Below are 18,080 nucleotides of genomic sequence, written 5' to 3' on the forward strand. Positions count from 1 at the left end.
TTCTGCTCATCTTCTTCCATCACAAGGTGTCCACCTATTTTGGTGGACACCTCATGCATCAGAGCACTCAACAGCAAAAGGTGCGGGGAAATTCGCGCTTACGATGTAGCCGCACACTCCAAGGGTGTCCTGTAAGCCCGCTGTCGAACCGGCAGCGGGCTTTCCTATGGGCGCTTGCCCCTTGGCGCCGGCCCTGCATGGTCTTGGACGCGCTTATATACTCCGCGCAACAAGATAGGCGATCCGATACGCCATGAGTAGCAAAAGAACGAGGATCGTAAATTCGAGAACTGTGCGTGAGGGATAAATTTTCAACGCTCCGACTTCAACCGACGATAATGCAACGTAGTGTCGCTTGGCAGTTAATGATGAGAATGCGGTCGCTTCGGCTAGGTTTGGCAATTAATTGCGAGAATGGGACAGCCCGGATTCTCACTTTAACTGCAATCGCATCAGCGTGAAGATCATGAATTCTTTGAATGTTCATACCCTGTCTTCGGGAAATTCGAGCCCGTTACGTTGCCGACGCTGCTTCTCACATTAAATGCGAATGGCCCGGTATGATTATCAAATTAAGTGCACGTTTTCAAATTAAGTGCACAGCTAACCAACTGAAATGATTGACATGCGATTCTCATAATTAACTGCAAAGGGACATCCCCAGAAATGAGTATTGACTTCGATCTCCGATACAGCGCCGGCAACTGACCAACGCATAGCGGGCTCGTAACGATAAGGACGGTTCTCGCTATTTGAGGACCGCAACGGGTTGGCGAGTCTAGTCTGAGCGATCAAGCCCGCGCTCTGGACGAGCTCCCATCCTCACAGAATGTTCGCCCACCGGGACAAACGTGACGCAACGGAACGGATGGTTCACCCGTAAGGTCTTGGGGCGATTGCGAAAGGAGACCAGCATATGACCTGCGAACGAGACGTCGGCACGTTCGAAGAGCCCGTGACCGTTTTGCTGTCCTCGGGCAAAGTCAGTGTTTCGAGCACCCGCGAAGCCGCCGAAATGCTGCTTTACCGCTGGCCCATTGGAGAAACCGGGCGCCGCATCCAGGCTCGCATGGCGTGCATGAAGGTGCTCGGCGGCGGCAGCGCACCGGAGACAGCGCGCGTGGCATTTCTCAACGCCGCCAAGGAAGCGAAAATCCTGAACGCTTGACATCTCGTCAATGCGTGCCCCACCACTGTCCATCGTGCATCACTCTTGCAGCGGCCGTTACATTTGTGCAAACATCGTGCGTCGATCATGCGGAGACGCCGACGCGAATGTCGCTGAAGACAATTGCTGCTCTGCGCGCCAATGCCGAAGCCGGCTTCTCGCACCTCGAAGCCCTGGTTGCCGTGAGGGCGCCCTCCGAGTTCCTCGAGCTGCAGGCTGCCTTCTTGCGCAAGCAGGTCGAACTGACCGTAGAGCAGGCCAAGGAATTTCAGGCCGTGACGACCAAGGCTGCCGAAGATATATCCAAGCCAATCAAGGATGTCTTTCAAAAGGCGATGAAGGATCTCAAGGTCGCCTGATTGAGTCTAGGCGATCGGAGATACCCGCAAAACGACGCCCTTCTCCAGCCGCCTTTTTCTTTTGGGCTGACCGGCTATGTGTCTCTTACGTCAGCTTTGGAAGGCGGGCCTCGGTTTTTGATCGCTGGTCGTCTAGCGACGCGTTCATGTCTCTGATGGCATCGATAATTTGCTCCAAGGCTATTCCGAGCTGACTTTGAGCGCGGACTGGCTCGCGCGGCGGAGCTTGCCGTCCAGGGCAACAGCTATATGCGAGGTAGCCGAGAACGATCCGGAGCTTAAGCGCGCTATCGAGGCGGCAGAGCAGACCCGAGAGGGGCCGGCAGAAGTGCAGGGCAAAACCCCTGCAAATGTCGATGCCGTGACCGAACAGCAGCGAGATCGTCGCCCCGAGGAGGCCGAGCGCCGGCCGGACGAACCGTCCGACCTGGGTCGACCGTAGATGCTACAAATCGGCTGCAGGATAAGTTAGACAGCGACAAGGAGGCCGCACAACGCGGCAGCGAAACGACGCGGACCGATCCGGCGCAACAGCATATCCCTCGCCTCGAGGAGTTGGGCGCGACGAACTATAAAGAAGGGAACGCGACCGCGACGACCGGGTCCGTTAGAGGACCACGTTCAATCGACAGGTTTACGTTTACCAGAGCAACGACCCGAAAGGTGACGAGGGGTTTGGCAAGCTATCTGTTTCGTTTTCTTCTTGGGCGCACTGCAGGTTGCTTAGGAAACGGTGTCTGGCTGGTACCAAAATTTCATGCAGTGGAGCAGCGAAATGAGTGCGCCCCTGAAGGTGGACAGATATCAGGCTGCTGATTTGCCAGTCTGCCGGATGGGTTGATTCTCGAACTGCTGCGGGCTCAGATATTCGAGCGCCGAATGGAGCCTGCGTTTGTTGTAGACCTCCTCGATGAAGCGGGGACGGTGATCAATGACGTCGTCGAAGGTTTCGAAGGCCATCGGGTAGACCGCCTCGACCTTCAGCGTCTTCATGAAGCTCTCCGCCTTGGCGTTGTCGTAAGGATTGCCTCTGCGGCCCATCGAGCCCGTCAGGCCGTTTGTTTCCAGCGCTTCGCGGTAAATCTGCGCAGCGTATTGGGAGCCCCGATCGGAATGATGAATGCAGCCGGACGGCGGCTGGCGCCGTTCAATGGCCGCCTTCAAGGCTGCCATCGTCAGCCGCGCATCGATCGATCGGCCAATGGCGTAACCGGCGATCATGGCGACCAGGCGTCGAGAATGACTGCGACGTAGACGAAGCGGGTCGGCAGCGCGGCATAGGTTATGTCGGAGACCCAGATCTGGTTCGGGCCGGTTGCAACGATGTCCCTGGCCAGGTTGGGGAAGATCGGGCCATCATGATCGCTGTCGGTGCTGGCCACGAAGCGCCGCCTGATCCTGGGCTGCAGATCATGCTCGTGCATCAGGCGCCGGATCTTCTTGTGGTTCACGACGAGGCCTTGCTGACGCAGCGCAGCACCGACACGGCGATAACCGTAGAACTCGAACTCGTCGCTGATCGAGAACGTTGCCTCGACGATCGCGGTGTCGTCGGCCGGGTTCTCCAGGGGATCGTAGTAGGTGGAGCGCGCGATTCCCATCAACCGGCATCCTTCGGCAACGCTGATGCCGCAGGGCCGGTGATGACGGATGTAATCCCGCTTCTCGGCCGCGGTGCGTTTCTCAGAGTCCCCTTTAGAAACTCAGTTCCAGAGCCTGCTTACCGACCAACCGTTCGAGCGCTGCGATCCGGGCTTCGTATTCCTGGATCAGGTCAGCGGCCTGCGCATCATCGTCGAACGCTCCTTGCTCATATTTGCGCACCCAGATGCGGATCAGGTTGCGCGAGACATCGTGATGCTTAGCCAAGCCGTGCAGCGTCTCGCCGGCGATGAACTCCTGCGCGACCTGGCGTTTGAACTCGATGCTGTGACTGCGGTGCTTTGCCATGGGTTCTCTCTCCGAAAACCCGGAAGGCTGGTCAATCCACACATCCCGATCTGTCCACCCTCAGGGGCGCACTCCAAAATGCCGGCTTTTTTGGCCGGCTTTTGGCCGTTCTGATAGTTGCGGGCCTGCGCCACTCAAGTCTTATCCAAGGATAAGAAAATGGCAGACGAACCGAACCGGAATCCGACCGCTGATGAAATAGCCGGCATGCAGTGGTGGAATTCACTTACCGAGACTGAGCGCGCGGACTGGCTGGCCCGGGCGGATTCGGCAGTGCCTGCCGAGGCTTGGGCAGCATATAAACGTCAAGGAACGCTCGATCTACAACCTCCTGGCGGGATCCACTAGAGCGGCTGACAGTCGCTCGCGGGAAGGTGGCCGGCGCCGTTTGGGGGCGTTGGGGTAGATTTGCCTGTTAGGCGCCGGCCAGGCGGGATTGGGGTCTCCCGCCGCAGGAAGAAGCTAACAGAGGCAAGTGAAGTGGGTATGGCGTGATCGCGGAAGGTGGCCCGGAGCACGGCACCGGCCTCTCCGGAAATCGCTTGCTAGTAGCGCCAACCTTGCTTGAATTCGTCGATGAACCATCGCTCGACGTCGTCCCGCACCGAAGTGCTGCTTCGGAATTTCAAGTGGCCCGGCGACTTCTGCTCAAGCCAAGAAAAGAAATCGGAAAATCTTGGATTCTCTGGCTGATGAGGAAGCCCGCGCTCTTCAGCCCATTTTGTGCAAAAGTAGCGAACACCCTGTTCTGCTTCATCCCTAGTCATGACGGGTGATCACCCAAAGGCAAGTCTTCTGTTCCGACACAAAAGCAAGGCGCCGACGACGCTGGTGCGTTCGAACGGCAGCGTGCTAGCCATCCGCGTCCCGCCGATCAATTTGAGACGGCAATTGAGACCGACAACCCGCCGAGCTTTACGGCCAAAGGAACGTCGGCGGCCCATCTTTCAATGAGCATTGCCTGAACCCACCGACCTGCGGATTGCCAGTGGCCCCGCGATTCGCAGCTTTGCCGGAACAGAGGCGTGCCGTCTAGCAATGTAGGCGTGTACCGTTCCAGGTGCGGAAGTTTTCGAGACTTCTGCCTTAAACCCTCTCAGCCATTGCTCCAGATGTGATGTTTTCATGCCATCCTGCGTCACGCGCCAGCGCTCGCGTTGCGCAGCACGAGTGATCTAGGTTAGAGATAGCCCGACGGCTCCTTACGAAAGGTCGCCGCGGATAACCCGAACGTTCAGCTGCCTCAACGCCGGCACGAGTTCGGCATGCCGTTCGAGCGCCGTGGCCCGTCGGGCCTTGAGCCTGCCCGCAACGGCGCGGTCGTAGACCGCCACGCATTCCGCTCCGGTCAGCCGCGAATAGTAAAGGATCCCGTCAACTGCGAACCCGTTAAAGAGAGCCTGGCTCAGCTTCCGGCCTTCCTCCTGTTGTTTGGCACGTGCAGCGTCGGTGCTGATCCCAAGCCGCAGCAGGCCGGTGGTCCGGACGTCGATCGCCGTCAGGGGCGACGTAGCAGAGACTTCGGACACGGCCCAGCCAGCGATTTCCGAGAGATGCAGCATGCGGTAAGATTTTCCCTCGAACCGGTCGCGAATAATCGTCTCGGCGATCGCCGTCGCCAGGTCGCGAGCAATGTAGAGGACCATGAAGGACCGGTCGGGGCTTGCGAAGCGCGATTGTCCGAACCCCATGCCCAATGGAGTAGCTGCGTACTCCTGTCGCATTGCCCGCAGGTAGTGTTGCGGCTGGAACCTAATTGCCAGGTCCGCGACGACTTCGGCGTCAAGCTCCACGATCAGCCGAAATCGAACTCGGCGTCAGCGACGACCTCATCGATGCGCCCAGCCTTGAGTCGGTCGAGCGGAGTTTCGCCGGTGTCGCTCACATGCTGCTGGGTCAGCCACAGCCACGTCGCACGAGGATTCCCGATGATCTTCGTGATCCGGGCCATGTCCTCAACAGGACGACCGTCGACGAATTGGGCGAGCGGAAATACGTGCTTCCGCTCGCCCTTGAGCAGTCCGATCACGGCTCCGCGCCTTTGCCAATCGTGCAGGGTCGAACGCTTCGTCCCGAACATCTTTTCGATCTCGCCGGGACCGGCGACAGGACCAGCCCAATCCTCAAGGCGTGTCGGCGTTGCATATCCAGCGAGGCGCAGCCGGCCCTCTTCAAGATCAAAGACCTTCCCGCGGCCTGCGCCTTGGCTGACCTCCAGGGGCTTTTCGACCTCTACTGGAGCAAGTATCTTACTGGGTCGGGCGAGCTCCGTAACCACATTCTCCACTGCTCTCGCCAGTGCCTGTTCGTGCGCAGCGATCTGGCGCTGCTCGGCAGGGGACAGACGAGACGTTACCGCCGTCAGCGCGGCGACCGCCTTGCCGGCGGCTTTCAGAGCGGACTTGGATATTCCTGGATGCCGTCGCGATAACACATCGAGAATGTCAGCGACCGTCTCACGATCGACCTTTGCATCTGCGCGAACTGCCGAGTTGCGAGCGTTCATAACGACCACCATTGGTACCATATTTCTCGCCCTAGATAGTACGGATTGTGCGAAATGTCCAGATTGTAGTCTGGCAAATTTGCACCTTTGGCTGGTGATCTGGACCCATTCCGGACCTTCCTGACGCCGGATCCCTTTCCCGAAAGGCGGCGTCCACAGAACCAACGCTCATGACCCGAAAAGGACCTCTGACCATCGCATGGCGAATGACCGCTTCGCGCCCGATTTCGGTCATTGACGTAATCTCTGCCGCGGCCTCAGAGCTGACATCTCGCGCGATATCGCTGGCAATCATATTTTCTGGCGAACGACAGCGAACCAAATGGAGGACGGATGCCCAAGGTCAAAGGTCAGAACGCTCTCAACAAGGAGCGCGCCAAAACAGAGAAGCTACTCAAAAAGTGGAATACACGGCCTTGAAGGAGACCGGGGTGGAATCCAAGCGACCCGACCTCCCAAACCTAAAGATCGAAAAGCGAGGGAAGTAGCGCGGCCACTCGCGTACTGCTCCCCCCGCAAAACTATGGAAGCAGTGCGATTGCGGCGGCTACGGCGTAGCAGTCGAGATAGCGTCACCGGCCATGGACTTTGGGCGACATCAGCTTGGACAATCACCAAGGTCGCTTTCGACGGGAAGGAAGAAGCGACGCCGTTCGCACGCGGTCAGTTCGCGTGGAACAGTTTGCTTCGCGAAATCGATGAGATCTTGGGGTGTCTGAAAAACCCGTATGAGGCGAACGTCTTCATCATAGGGCACGATCACGACCCTCGTTCCATCTGAATTGAAGGCCGCGCGTATCGGTGCCGGCCGCTTGTGCTCATCCTTCGAACTGGCAAGCACTGCCATCTCGCGTCCTGTCCGCGCGTCCCAGAGCCGGGCCGTGCCGTCCTGAGTTGAGGCTGTCAGGACATAGTGCCCGTTAGGACTGAATTGCGCACTGGTCGCTGCGCCGGTGTGCCCCCTGAGAACGACCCTTTCCTTTCCGTCCAGGACGCTCCAGATTCGTGCGGTGCCGTCGCGTGAGGCAGTCAGAAGCGACTGACCATCCGAGCTGAACTCGACTTCGGTGAGCTCATCGCGGTGACCACTCAGGATGGCGAGGGTGCTCCCGTCCTTGACTGTCCAGATCCGCGCGCTGTGGTCGAGCGAGGCCGTGGCGACCAGTTGGCCGTCCGGACTGAACGTTGCCCCGGTTATTCGACCCTCATGCCCGACCAGTTTCTTCAGTTCGGTCCCGTCCGTTTTCAACAGGTGCGCGGCATTGTCGCTGGTCGCGGCGAGGACGAGATCGCCGTCCGGGTCGAAAACAACCTGCGCACTGGTTTGGATAGTGGAGACCTCGGCGCCAGTCGCCGCGTTCCACAACCGCGCGGTGCCGTCGGTCGAACTCGCCTCCAGGAGGTCTCCTTTCGGACTGAACTGAATTTGAAACAGCCCGCCTGGAAATTTGAGCCGTGCGATCTCGCTCCTGCTCGCGACGTCCAAGATGAGGACTCGGCCCGCGAGGGATGCAGTTGCAATGCGACTTCCATCGGGGCTGAACATTGCGTTCTGGACGATTTCGTGCGTATCGAGGTCGGCCAGCTTGCGACCGGTTACCACATCCCAAAGGTGCACAGCGCTGTCCCCGCCTCCAGTCAGAAGATGCATATTGTCGGGACTGAACACCGCGAAGGTGGGACGATTTGCGTTGGACAGGGTAGTCGTCAGAATTCCGTCGACGTCCCAGAGGCGAGCGGTGCCATCATGTGAAGCCGTGAGAAGAATATTGCTACCGACTGGGTCGAACTCAAGGTGCTCGATCAAGGCACGATGGCCAGCGATGGTGGCGAACAGCGACGCTCGACCGACGTCCCAAATGCGTAACGGACCGTTTATGGAAGCGGTGGCCAGGAGGCGATCGTCGGGGCTGAAAGCGCTGTTCATTTCCTGATCACGGTCGTCCCCGGCGTCACTCTGTTTCAAGTTCGGGGACTCTTGGCCGAGCACGTCAATTAGCCCTCCAGAGTTTCCGTCCCAGAGACGCGCGCTACCATCGAGTGATACCGTTGCAATTCGGCGGCCGTCGTGACTGAACGTTGCGCCTTGTAATTGGGTGTCGCTCTTGTGGCCAAGGAGCCTTGCGATTTCGGTTCCGTTCGATGGGTCCCAAAGCGCGGGGACACTGTCAAATGAAACTGTGTACCACGTGCCTACCAACAGCCGACTTCCATCCGGGCTGAATGTGAGCTTGGATGCAAAACTGCCAATAAAACATTGATGGATAAGCGCGCCATCTTTCGCATTCCAGATGAAAACGGTCTGTCCTTCTGAGGTCGCAAAGCTGCGACCATCCGGGCTGAAGCCAGCCAATCCGTCTCCACGGCTGTCTACGCTCAGGATCTTCGTTCCAGTTCGCGGGTCCCAAAGCGAAGCCTGATTGTTTCCGGCCGCGGTCAGCACGCGCTCGCCGCTTGGGTCAAAGACTGCTGTAGGAAAGGAGCCGCCTACCGGCTGAAGAACAAAAAGCTGCGCTCCAGTGTCGGCATCCCAGATGCGCGCGGTCCCGTCCCTTGCCGCTGTAATGACCCGGCGTCCGTCCGGACTGAATCCGGCTCTCTCCACAGGTCCCTTGTGGCCCTTCAGGATTGCAATCTCTTTACCATTCGCGACATCCCAAATGCGCGCGGTCTTATCGTAGGATGCAGTGACGATGCGATCGCCGGTTCGATTGAAGGCTGCCTGCGTCACTCCGGCGTCGTGTTTGAACACCGCCGTTTGGCGGTGTGCCAACAGAGCGTTGAAAAGTGCGGCCTCTGCTTCAAAGAGATTTGGCCGCGCGGCTCCCGATCCGCTCTTCGGCAGCGCCTCCAGCGCCAACAGGATCGCGGCCTCCGTATCGCCGCTCGCCGCGATCTGCTGCGAAAGAAACGAAAGCGAAAGAGACTGATTGCGCAGCGCCTGATCGCGCGCCTCAAGGGCCCCCTTTTTGGCGGCCATCGCCAACTCGGCTTGCCGTGTTGCTGCCTGTTGTGCTCTGAACCCGAAGAACGCGCCTGCGCTGGCCATAAGGGCCAACGCCGTGGCGACGATGGCCGCATAGCGCGTGCGTCGCGCGAGCCGGCTCGCAGCCGCGGCCGCAAGACTGCGGCGCTCGGCCTCGCGCTCCAGGCGCTCCCGCTTTGCTGCTTCAGCCGCCTCGATGAGTGCCCGCTCTGCCTGCCTGTCCTTCTCCTCTCTATCCGCCTCAGCACGCGAAGACGTCTCAATGTAGTCGACGATCTGATCGTCGACTTCTACCCGTCTCGACTGCAGCAATTCCTCGCCCTCGGCGAGCCGCTTGCCGGACGGCAGGAGAAGCTCCCGGTTCCGGTTGTCGGCATGCCAGCGGTTGGCGTCAGCCGCGACCCGAGCGCGGGTCTCGAGGAAGCTCCGGTTCGCATTGACAATGTCGCTGGCGCGCGGCCAGCGGCTCAACAAAGCTTCGTGTGCCACGCGCACGTAGACGTGGCCTGCGGCATCCTCATCACTGACGAGAAGGCGAGCGGCGACCAACGCCTCAACGAGAGCCAATCGTTGAGGCGTGCCCGTGACTTCCGCGCGCAAGGCCGGACGCGCCGCAACTGCCTCATCGCTTGGGCGCACCGTGGTGAGGGCACGCAATACGACTGGTAGCTCCTCCTGGATGTCCGGCGGGAGAGCGTCTACGACTTCGTCAGCGCGGCGCGCGATCGCCCCTTCCAAGCCGCCAAGTGCCTGATACGCAGCAAAGGTGAGGATCCGGCGCTCTCGCCCCGCATCGTACAGAGCGTCGAGCACAAATTCGAGAAGCGGCAAAGATCTAGGATCAGCAGCTGCTGCCTCCTGCAGGACATCATCCAGCCGGCCCCGTTCGGCTGTCTCCTCGTAGCGCAGCCTGGCGGTGCGTGCCGGCTCGCGGATGATCTGGGCGATCTCAGCGCCGGTCGGCGGCAGGAGTTCATAGCTGCCGAGGCCATCCTTGAGTGCCCAGAAACCCGGGACCTCGCCGCAACGATGAAAGAAATCCGATCGGATCGTCGCGATCACCCAGACCAGTCCGCTGCTGGCGAGTGCCGCGAGGAGCCGTACTAGCACTTCGCGCGATGCCGGCTCCGTCGTGAACAGCTCCTCCATCTGATCGATCGCCACTACCAATCGCACTTGTGAGGAGGCTGAACCTGCGGCGGCCGCCGCTTTGGCGTGAGCCTGGCGGACGAGCGACAGAGCTCGATCAGGCGAACTCCAACAGAGTTGAGCCAGCGCTGCCGGTTCGCAAGCCAGCTCCGGCAGGGCGCCTTCGCGAAGCAGCCCAGCGGCCAGCGAGGCGACCGCATCAGGGGCGTCGGAAGGGCGGATTAGGCAGCGGCGCCAAAACTTGATGCCAGCCGCTGCACCGGTTCGAGTGATGGAAGGCAGCAGCCCTGCTCGAAGGAGAGAAGACTTGCCGGAACCGCTCATACCATAGATGAGCAGGAATGCCTTGCCGTTGGCGGCCTGCTGCTCCAGGCGTTCGATGCAGGCAGCAGTCGCCCGAGCTCGGCCAAAGAAGAGGTCGGCGTTTTCGAACTCGAAGGGGTTGAGACCTCGAAAAGGCGACGTGACCTGCTCCTCTGAAGCGAGAGGCACGCGGTACGCGTGCACAGGCCGGGCGATGTTCTTCATCCTTTGTTCGCCAAGATCGACGAATTCGAGCGAGAGCCGATCGCGGGCCTGCGTGTAGACCGCTTCCGAAATGCATATTCCACCTGGAGGTGACAGCGCCTCCAGACGGGCGGCGACGTTCACACCGTCGCCCATGAGATTGTCGCCCTCTACGACAACATCGCCGAGATTGATGCCGATGCGAAAGCGCAGGCGGCTCGACTCGGGCAGCTCAGCATTTTGTCTGCCGACTTGGAACTGGATTTCAGTGGCGCATCGAAGCGCCTCGACGGGGCTTGCGAACTCGGCGATGACGCTGTCCCCAGCGCTCCCGAACACCCGTCCCTGATGTTCCTCTATCAGTCGGTCAATGATCTGACGATGCGTCCGCAGGGTGGCAAGTGTCCCTTCCTCGTCTCTGCCAATCAGCCGGCTGTAGCCAACTGCGTCGGCAGCAAGGATGGTAGCCATTCTACGGTGAACGCGATCCAGGTCATACCTCCCGCCATCTCGGAGCATCCTAACGGAAATGGCGCCCTGTGGGGAGAGGCACCGAATTGGCCTCAAGGGAGCTCTGGCTTACCAACTTCCTTGCCGCATTTGCCGCAGCGCCGCTGACGCTTGTGGTCGACTAGCACTCGTCCGTCCCATAGGCGCTCGACTTCGAGCCGGCTGCGTCCGTTTCTGGTGTGCAAAGTGTGGCCGCAATAGCCGCGTTCGGTCAGTCCGCGTGCAGTTCAGATCCTGCTCGGCCACACCAAGATCGAGAATACAGTGCGGTATCTCGGTGTAGATGTAGAAGATGCCTTAGAGCTAGCCGAGGCGACCGAGGTATGACCAAAAGCGGCTCCCACGATCCCGGTGGGGCCGCGAACTGAAATGCGCCTCATGTCGGTCGTTGAGCAGACCATAGCCCTAATCTCAAAAGCGGCCTTCGAGCGAACAGGCGAGATGACACGTTTGCGCCCGAAGTTTGCCGTAGGGGACCGCATTTGGGCATCCTGAGAGCAGACGTCGTCTGCAACTTCACTGGAGGTCAAGCAGGCAACTATTGGCAATAATGCGGGGAGAGCGCAGGATTGTCCAAAGGGCCTTCGCCGGCGACAGGACATTTGCGCGATGAGTCAATTTGGTAGCGAACCAGTTCGTGATCCTGCGGACCTCGGCTTCGACAAGGCGCGGCTGGCGCGACTGAAGCGGTGGATGCAGCGATATGCCGACACCGGGCGCTGGCCGGGTGGTGCGGTGCTCATCGCGCGTCATGGAGAACTCGCCTTTTTCGACTGCGCCGGGCACGCCGACGTCGAAGCCAAGCGGCCTTGGCAGCGCGACCTCATCGCCCGCATCTACTCGATGACCAAGCCTGTCACCGCGGTCGCGCTGATGATGCTGTACGAGGAGGCGCGCCTGCATCTCGACGATCCGGTCGAAGCTTACCTGCCGGAATTCAAAAACAGGCAACTTCTGATACCGGGCGCAACGTCGCTGGACCAAACAGTGCCCATCAAAACGAAGATAACGATCCACCATCTGCTGACCCACACATCCGGCCTAAGCCTTTTTACGAACCCCCGATTGCTCGGTGAAGCTTATGCCAAGGAAAAACTCGGCCTCGCCCTTGCTTACGGTGGGCTCGACAAGATGGTGCGCAGGATCGCCGAGTTGCCATTGGAATGGGAGCCGGGCACGAAATGGCAATACAGCACCGGGTCCGATGTCATCGGCCGCATCGTGGAAGTCGTTTCCGGAATGACGCTCGACAAGTACTTCGCGACTCGCATCTTCGAGCCCCTCGGCATGACCGACACCGGGTTCTCTGTGCCGGGGTCTGAGATCAGCCGTTTTCCCCCGCTCTATGAGGCTATGGCTGGCGGAATGGCATTGCACGAAGCGCCGGAGGTTTCGGAGTGGCGGCAAGGCAAGGTTGATACGTTCTGCGGCGGAGGCGGGCTCGTCGGAACCATCGACGACTATTGGCGGTTCACCGAAATGCTGCGGGCTGGAGGTGAACTCAACGGCGAACGCATCCTCAGTCCCCGCACTTTGAGATTGGCGGCGTGCAATCACCTACCGGGAGATCTTGCCTCGATGGCAACCGAAGTTTGGGCCGAAACCCAGTTTGACGGCGTCGGGTTCGGTCTGTTGGGCTCCGTCGTCCTCGATCCGGCTAAGGCACAAATTTCGGCGCAAGTGGGCGACTATGGCTGGGGCGGGGCGGCAGGCACCTTCTTCTGGGTAAGCCCGGTCGACGACATGGTTGTCATTCTCTTCACGCAACTGCTGCCTTCAAGCGCCATTCCGGTGCGCAAAGAGCTGCGCGCACTCGTCCATGGTGCGTTGACAGGGGCCTGAGACTCGTCAACAGAAACTGCGCGGAGCAACCTTGCGCTTAGCAAGCTGGGCCGGCTCGGCTTCGTCGTGCTCGATGAGCTCTTCGCCCAAGCCGGCGGGCAGTTGCTCTTCCATCTCATCAGCCGGCTTTACGAGCGGACCTCGCTTCCGGCATCGGTCATCTCACGACGATGCCCGCGCAACCTGAATGTCCGCTCTTGAGGAACCGCAGCCTGAAGCTGCCTATCCCCTTGCGGCCCGCAAACGGAACATTCTGTTTCTCGCAGGATAGCACAACCAGGGTTGGGATTTTTCCCTAGGCATTAACGGCAGGCGGGGCTAGCGTAGAGCCACTGGGAGGTGGGCGATGACAGACGTCTCGATCCGCCGGGCGGATTTCATGATGGTCCTCGCTTATGCTTCGGACCTTGCCACCGGCCATTCTCGCGACTTCGCACTGAAATCCTGCGTGCTTGCGATGCGGATTGCCGATCTTGCGGGCGTTTCCGAGCAGGATCGGCGCAATGCCTACCACCAGTCTATGCTCCGCTATGTCGGTTGCAACGCGGACACGGACCTCCTGTCGGCCACCTTCGGCGACGAAATTGCGCTCCGCCAGGATCTTGTCGGTCTCGATATGGGTAACCGGTCGGAGCTGGGCAGAGTCTTCGTCCAGGCTTTCAAGCGGCTCTACTACGATCTTGAGCCCGACGCGCAGGCCAAGGCGATCGAGGCTGGGCTATCGCAGGCGATCGCCGTGGCCCGCCCGGTCCTGACCGCGCATTGCGAGGTCGCGCAACGGATCGGCGAGCGGCTGGGCCTGTCGGAGGAGATGCGACGCAATCTTGGACAGATCTACGAACGCTGGGACGGCAAGGGCCTGCCGCGCGGGCTGAGCGGCGAGGATGTCCTGCCAGCCGTGCGCCTGATCACATTGGCACAGGATGCCATTGCGCTCTGCGATGCCGTCGGTATCGAAGGGATGGCCGAAACCATCGCCAGTCGCGGCGATGGCCCATATGAAGCGGAACTGGCCCGGCTCGTCTCGGCCAACGCGCCGACGCTGATGGAGGGCATCGGCGCGACGGTCGACCGCGCGACCATTTTGGCGCTTGAGCCCAATCCGCCGGTGACGCTGGATGAGGAGGCTTGCGATGAGGCGTTCCTCGCCATCGCCGACATGATCGACATGCGCATGCCGTTTACGCAGGGCCATTCGAGGATGGTGTCGGAACTGGCCACGGGTGCGGGGAAACGGATCGGGCTGCCCGACCCTGACGTCCGCGCGCTGCGCTGGTCGGGCTGCATCCATGACATAGGCGAACTCGTGGTGCCGGTGGCGACCTGGATGCGCAACGGTCCGCTGTCGGTGCGCGAGCGCGACGCGGCGCAGTTGCACGCCTATTATGGCGAGCGGGCGCTGGCCTCGTTCGGCCGCGAGGGCGAGGCGATGGCCGCCCTCGTGCTTCGCCATCACGAACGCCTGGACGGTTCGGGCTATCACCGCAAGGTCCACGGCTCCGACCTGTCCCCGGCGGCAAGAATCCTGGCCGCCGCCGAAGCCTTCCAGACGTCGCGAGAGGAACGTCCGCACCGCAAGGCGTTGTCCAGCGAGGCGGCGGCCACGCAGTTGCGCGCCGCCGTTCGCGAGGGCTGTATCTGCCCCGATGCCGCCGAGGCCGTGCTGTCCTTCGCCGGACAGCCGTCGCGCCGGGCGCCGCCCCGGCCGCTGGCCGGAATGACGCCGCGTGAGATCGAGGTGCTGCGCCTGATCGCCGCCGGCCTTACCGCGAAGGAAGCGGCGCGCAAGCTGGATATCTCGCCCAAGACGGCGGACCACCATATCCAGAGCGTCTATGCCAAGATCGGCGTGACCACCCGCGCCGCCGCGGCACTCTACGCGGTCGAGCATGGCCTTGTCCGGCCGGGCGAGACGCAGGCATAGGGAATACACCCCATGTGCGCCCGCTCCGGGGCGCGCATCGTGATCCTGTCGACGGACCGATGGTGGCCGCGACCGACAGGAGGAAATCAGATGCTTCTCGCAACGACCAAGGTGGCGGACGTCGACCGCTTCATCCGCATCTTTTCGACCAAGGGCGCCGACAAGCGCCGGCTGCACGGCTCGAACGGCGCAACCGTCTTCCGCGACCCCAGCGAGCCCGACCGCGTCTGGGCGATCTTCGACTGGGACGCCGAGGGCTGGAAGAATTTCGTGTCGGATCCGGAGGTGCCCGCGATCCTGCAGGAAGCCGGCCACGTCGGCAAGCCGCAGGCGGCACTGCTGCTCGGCCACTACGAGGCCTGAGATCCCGCACTGCGCGCCGCCTGCCGCCCGGCGGCGGCGCCCCCCGACGAACCCCCAGATTTGGAGAAATCAAATGGATCCGAAACCCATCAAGATCGGCCTTGTCGCCGAACTCACCGGCCCGTTGTCCTTCATGGGCATCGCCAACGCAAACCTCACCACCATGCTCGTCGACGACATCAATGCCAAAGGCGGTTTGCTCGGCCGGCCGCTGGAGCTTGTCATCGAGGATGGCGAGACCAACGACAGCGCCGCCAAGGCAAGGACTGCGAAACTGATAGACGTCGACAAGGTCGATCTGGTCGTCGGCGGCATCTACAGCTCGACCCGCCAGGCCATCAAGAGCGAAGCGGTCGCACGCGGCAGGACGCTCTACATCTACACCGAGCAGTACGAGGGACAGGAAAACGATCCCCTGATCTTCTGTACGGGTCCAGTGCCCGCGCAGCAGGTCGAGCCGCTGATCCCTTGGTTCATGAAGAGCACCGGGGCGAAGAAGTTCTACCTGCCTTCTGCCGACTACATCTGGCCCCATCTGCTGAACAAGGCCGCGAGCCGGGTGGTGCGCGCCAATGGCGGCGAGGTCGTCGGCGAGGAGTATTTCCCGCTCGATACAGTCGATTTCCGGCGGACGGTCGAGCAGATCATGGCGAGCGGCACCGACGTGGTTTTCAACACCCTCGTCCCGCCGGGCCTGACTCCGTTCCTCGAAGAACTGCACAAGGCCGGTTTCGGCAAGCGGGGCGGCAAGATCATCTGCACCTACTTCGACGAGAACTTCTTCAATCTCGTGCCGTCCGAGCAGATCGAGGGCCTCTACAGCTGCCTCGACTACTATCGGGAACTCGAGGATCCGTTTGGCCGCGCGCTCTTGCGTCGCTACCAGGACCGTTTCCCCGGCAGCGCCATGTTGACCGCGGGCAGCGGCTGCACCGGCCACTACCGGGCGATCAAAATGTGGGAAGCGGCTGTCAATGAGGCCGGCACGGTCGAGCGTGATACGGTCATCCGGGCGCTCGATCACTCGCGGATCAGCGAGGGACCAGGTGGCCCGGCCGAAATGGTCCCCGGCCAGCACCATGTTCGCATGACCATGTACATCGCGCAGGCGCAGGGCGGTCGATTCCGGGTCGTCAAGAACCTGGGTCCGATCGATCCCAACGAGCGCGCGCTTAGCGACGAACTCCAACTCAGCAAAGCGGGCTGAGCCGGCCGCGTCGATGACTGTTCTTCCAGGTGGCAGGGCGGCTAGCAAGTTGCCCTGCCACCCAACCGGGCGATAGTGCATTCCAGTCGCACATACAGAGCAACTGAAGATCATCGGGCGCTATCTCCGGCGCTGGCGCGTTGCGGTCCGCGATACGCTGGACGCGTCGATCCGCTTTCTAATCTCGCCATCCCGAAAACGGACAGTCCGCAAACGGCCCCAAAGCTGCCAGGCGGGAACGCGCCCAACCGACCCCTCAGGCTACAATCAGGCTGTGGCCTTCTTGCGGGGACGCTTCGCGGGCGCCGGCTCTTCGGGCTCCTTCGGCTTGCGGCCGAGGCCCATGGTTTTAGCGAGGGCTGAGCGCGCTGCGGCATAGTTCGGCGCAACCATGGGATAATCCGCCGGCAGGCCCCATCTGGCGCGATACTCATCCGGAGTCAGGCCATAATGGGTCGACAAGTGCCGCTTCAGCGACTTGAACTTCTTCCCGTCCTCCAGGCTGATGATGTAGTCGGGCGTCACTGACTTGTTGATCGGCACGGCAGGCTTGAGAACTTCAGGTCTTTCCGACACCACACCGCCGGTCGTGCCCTTCAGGGCGGCATGGACCTGTCCGATGAGGGCGGGTAGTTCACCGACCGGCACCGGATTGTTTGAAACATAGGCTGAGACTACATCAGCCGTGAGTTCGATGAGCTTGTCCGTATTGCTCTCGGTTTCTTCGGTCACGAAATACTCCTGGCGGATCAAACGATTGGCGTCGAACAGTCGTTTCATAATGACGACCGCTTCCGATAGCAACGAACCTGTTGCATTTCTGTTGTTTCGGCAGTCGCGTGACACTGGTCGACATGGCCGATCCGCTCCGGCGACGACCTTGTAGCGATTGCCGCGTGCGGTTCCGCCAACAGCAGGACCATCGCTTCCGGCGTCCCGGCTTTGAAGCACGCGGTCAAATCGATTCTCTGACGTGTATTCCTTGCGGAGGTGGGGCCGCGGCGTTTGTCCGTTTGCCGGACGGCAGAGGGAGAGGGTGGATGGCCCGCGTGACGGGTCGAGGGCTGGAAGAGAGGCTTCCGGCGCCCGTCGCGGAGAAAGTTCCATGACCCAGTTGCAAGTTCTCGCTCCTGCGGTGAATCCACGGGGCGGTTACAAGGTGGATGTCAGCCGTGGCCAACGTGTCGGTCGCGTTTCTCCCGAGTGGTTCAACCGGCCGGCGGACGAGCGCTACCTTTCTCTCACCGATCTCCATAATTCGGTGAAGCGGCGGTCCGAACGCAGCAAGACCCGCATCGTTGAAAGTGAGCTGATCCGCGTCGAGGCCAGCCGCGACGACCCGGAGCGCCTGAGGCTGATGCTGCCCGATGCGCATGCCTCTGTGGCCCCAACGCATTGGAGCTTGGCCAACTCGCCAGCCTGGTCGGCGCGCCAGCCGCCTATCTGCGCCAGCTTCCGGCCCCGCTTGCGGCGATCAACCTTCAGCACGGTCTTCTTAATCATCGCGCCTTATCCTGACTCTGTAATCCTGTCTCAGAATCAGGCAATGGAAGCACCTTGCCGACGGTTCCGGTGAAGCTCGTCAGACGTCCGGGTCAAGCGTTCCCGC

General features: G+C 61.0%; 14 protein-coding genes and 4 pseudogenes. 11 read left to right on the forward strand and 7 right to left on the reverse strand.

Annotation, left to right across the window (positions count from 1 at the left end):
• Positions 1-916 precede the first annotated feature (916 nt).
• Together NKJ84_RS31150 and NKJ84_RS31155 are read left to right on the forward strand one after the other, a co-directional pair.
• A complete protein-coding gene (locus NKJ84_RS31150; RefSeq protein ID WP_352509698.1) occupies positions 917-1,168 on the forward strand; it encodes a DUF982 domain-containing protein in 252 nt (83 codons plus the stop codon).
• A 107-nt stretch (positions 1,169-1,275) separates the two neighbouring features.
• Positions 1,276-1,527: pseudogene (locus NKJ84_RS31155) on the forward strand (phasin family protein); the annotation flags it as partial.
• Between the two features lie 804 nt (positions 1,528-2,331).
• Here the strand turns inward: NKJ84_RS31155 and NKJ84_RS31160 are convergent.
• From NKJ84_RS31160 to NKJ84_RS31170, 3 genes are all read right to left on the reverse strand, one after another.
• The gene (locus NKJ84_RS31160) at positions 2,332-2,748 is read right to left on the reverse strand and encodes an integrase core domain-containing protein (RefSeq protein ID WP_352509699.1); all 417 of its coding nucleotides are present in this window, start codon (positions 2,746-2,748) and stop codon (positions 2,332-2,334) included.
• Entirely contained in the window at positions 2,745-3,128 is a 384-nt protein-coding gene (locus NKJ84_RS31165; RefSeq protein WP_352509700.1) for an IS3 family transposase, read from the reverse strand. Before NKJ84_RS31165 ends, NKJ84_RS31160 begins: the two co-directional genes overlap by 4 nt.
• Positions 3,129-3,222: 94 nt before the next feature.
• Positions 3,223-3,477 carry a transposase gene (locus tag NKJ84_RS31170; RefSeq protein ID WP_352509701.1) on the reverse strand — a complete coding sequence of 85 codons (255 nt, stop codon included), beginning with the start codon at positions 3,475-3,477 and terminating at the stop codon, positions 3,223-3,225.
• A gap of 159 nt (positions 3,478-3,636) precedes the next feature.
• Between NKJ84_RS31170 and NKJ84_RS31175 the strand changes: the two genes are divergently transcribed.
• Together NKJ84_RS31175 and NKJ84_RS31180 are read left to right on the forward strand one after the other, a co-directional pair.
• On the forward strand, positions 3,637-3,825 hold the full coding sequence (locus NKJ84_RS31175; RefSeq protein ID WP_352509702.1) for a hypothetical protein: 189 nt from the start codon (positions 3,637-3,639) through the stop codon (positions 3,823-3,825).
• Positions 3,826-3,968: 143 nt separating this feature from the next.
• Entirely contained in the window at positions 3,969-4,253 is a 285-nt protein-coding gene (locus tag NKJ84_RS31180) for a hypothetical protein (protein WP_352453834.1), read from the forward strand.
• Between the two features lie 426 nt (positions 4,254-4,679).
• On the opposite strand, the gene NKJ84_RS31185 is transcribed toward NKJ84_RS31180, so the two are convergent.
• The 3 genes from NKJ84_RS31185 to NKJ84_RS31195 form a co-directional block, all read right to left on the reverse strand.
• The gene (locus NKJ84_RS31185; protein WP_352509703.1) at positions 4,680-5,270 is read right to left on the reverse strand and encodes an RES family NAD+ phosphorylase; all 591 of its coding nucleotides are present in this window, start codon (positions 5,268-5,270) and stop codon (positions 4,680-4,682) included.
• Between the two features lie 2 nt (positions 5,271-5,272).
• On the reverse strand, positions 5,273-5,995 hold the full coding sequence (locus NKJ84_RS31190) for an antitoxin Xre/MbcA/ParS-like domain-containing protein (RefSeq protein ID WP_352509704.1): 723 nt from the start codon (positions 5,993-5,995) through the stop codon (positions 5,273-5,275).
• Positions 5,996-6,581: 586 nt separating this feature from the next.
• Positions 6,582-11,096, reverse strand: coding sequence for an nSTAND1 domain-containing NTPase (locus NKJ84_RS31195; RefSeq protein WP_352509705.1), 4,515 nt, complete (start codon positions 11,094-11,096; stop codon positions 6,582-6,584).
• A gap of 243 nt (positions 11,097-11,339) precedes the next feature.
• Here NKJ84_RS31195 and NKJ84_RS31200 point away from each other — a divergent pair.
• The 6 genes and pseudogenes from NKJ84_RS31200 to NKJ84_RS31225 all read left to right on the forward strand — a co-directional run.
• Positions 11,340-11,462: pseudogene (locus tag NKJ84_RS31200) on the forward strand (tyrosine-type recombinase/integrase); the annotation flags it as partial.
• 282 nt (positions 11,463-11,744) lie between these two features.
• Entirely contained in the window at positions 11,745-12,977 is a 1,233-nt protein-coding gene (locus NKJ84_RS31205) for a serine hydrolase domain-containing protein (protein ID WP_352509706.1), read from the forward strand.
• Positions 12,978-13,022: 45 nt separating this feature from the next.
• Positions 13,023-13,124 (forward strand): annotated as a pseudogene (locus tag NKJ84_RS31210) (IS21-like element helper ATPase IstB); the annotation flags it as partial.
• Positions 13,125-13,323: 199 nt separating this feature from the next.
• Positions 13,324-14,901 carry an HD domain-containing phosphohydrolase gene (locus NKJ84_RS31215; RefSeq protein ID WP_352509707.1) on the forward strand — a complete coding sequence of 526 codons (1,578 nt, stop codon included), beginning with the start codon at positions 13,324-13,326 and terminating at the stop codon, positions 14,899-14,901.
• Between the two features lie 90 nt (positions 14,902-14,991).
• Positions 14,992-15,264, forward strand: coding sequence for a hypothetical protein (locus NKJ84_RS31220; protein WP_091581466.1), 273 nt, complete (start codon positions 14,992-14,994; stop codon positions 15,262-15,264).
• Positions 15,265-15,337: 73 nt separating this feature from the next.
• Positions 15,338-16,471 carry a substrate-binding protein gene (locus NKJ84_RS31225; protein ID WP_352509708.1) on the forward strand — a complete coding sequence of 378 codons (1,134 nt, stop codon included), beginning with the start codon at positions 15,338-15,340 and terminating at the stop codon, positions 16,469-16,471.
• A gap of 267 nt (positions 16,472-16,738) precedes the next feature.
• On the opposite strand, the gene NKJ84_RS31230 is transcribed toward NKJ84_RS31225, so the two are convergent.
• The gene (locus NKJ84_RS31230) at positions 16,739-17,203 is read right to left on the reverse strand and encodes a Ros/MucR family transcriptional regulator (RefSeq protein ID WP_352509709.1); all 465 of its coding nucleotides are present in this window, start codon (positions 17,201-17,203) and stop codon (positions 16,739-16,741) included.
• 373 nt (positions 17,204-17,576) lie between these two features.
• Here NKJ84_RS31230 and NKJ84_RS31235 point away from each other — a divergent pair.
• Positions 17,577-17,980: pseudogene (locus NKJ84_RS31235) on the forward strand (hypothetical protein); the annotation flags it as partial.
• Positions 17,981-18,080: the final 100 nt, after the last annotated feature.

This window comes from Mesorhizobium sp. M0048 (assembly GCF_040323405.1).
Lineage (GTDB): Bacteria > Pseudomonadota > Alphaproteobacteria > Rhizobiales > Rhizobiaceae > Mesorhizobium.